This is a genomic window from Mesorhizobium sp. M7D.F.Ca.US.004.03.1.1 (assembly GCF_003998635.1).
GTDB lineage: Bacteria > Pseudomonadota > Alphaproteobacteria > Rhizobiales > Rhizobiaceae > Mesorhizobium > Mesorhizobium loti.
The window spans coordinates 1-951 of the sequence record NZ_RZQG01001451.1 but is presented as its reverse complement, the minus strand read 5'-3'; the positions used below and the strand labels follow the sequence as shown (position 1 = coordinate 951).

The following is a 951-nucleotide window of genomic DNA, read 5'->3' as shown; positions in this document are numbered from 1 at the left end:
GCGCTCTACGGGACCATCCTTCCCGGTCAGCCAGCTTCGGCCGTCAAAGATATGATCGCCGGCGGCGTCGTGGCCTTCAAGGTTTCGACCTTCGAGAGCAACCCGATACGCTTTCCCCGCATTCCGCCTGACCAAATTCTTGACATCTTCGAGGCCCTTGCCGGCACAAGCCTCCCGCTTGGCGTGCACAACGAGGATCAAGAGATCGTTCGTGCGCGTATCGCCGCGGCCAGGGCGTCAGGCCAAAACGGGATCAAAGCGCATGCCGCAAGCCGACCTCTTGCCGCCGAGCTAGCAGCAACAGCGCAGTTCCTTGAGCTTGGCGCGGATGCCGCAGCTCATGCCCATATCGTTCATTTGACAAGCCGTCGCGGTTTTCGACTTGTTCACAATTACCTCCAGGACGGCTACCGCTCGACCGGCGAGTTATGTGTCCACTATCTTTGGTTCGATCCAGCCGTTGATGAAGCGTTGGGCGCCCGTATAAAGGTCAATCCGCCAATCCGCCCGGGGGAAATCAATGCACTTTGGCAAGACGTGGTTGATGGGCGCGTTGCCTTTGTCAGTTCGGATCACTCCAGCTGGCCAATCGACAACAAGCTTACGCAATCGATCTTCGATGCTGGTGCCGGGATGCCAGGATTGGAAACCCTGCTTCCTGCCTTCTTCACCGGTGCGGAACGGCGCGGGTTCGATGCCGCGGCTCTGACCTTGCAGTACCTTTGCGCACGTCCCGCAAAATTCTTTGGCCTCTGGCCGCGCAAAGGCACAATCAAAGTCGGAGCTGATGCCGATCTGACTGTTCTTTCTCGGGCCACAAATATTTGGGATTCGGCAAAGGCACAGGATGAATTGAACTGGAGCCCGTTCGACGGAAAGGAATTCACTGTCTCTGTTGCGCGTACTTATGTCGGGGGGCAGCTGGCATGGGATGGAAACGAGATTCTCAAC

Annotated in this window: 1 protein-coding gene; it reads left to right on the top strand. The window is 57.5% G+C overall.

Features of this window, described 5'->3' with window-relative positions:
• Positions 1-51: 51 nt before the first annotated feature.
• A partial coding sequence (locus EN935_RS37870; RefSeq protein ID WP_245489164.1) for a dihydroorotase family protein occupies positions 52-951 on the top strand: 900 nt, incomplete at its 3' end.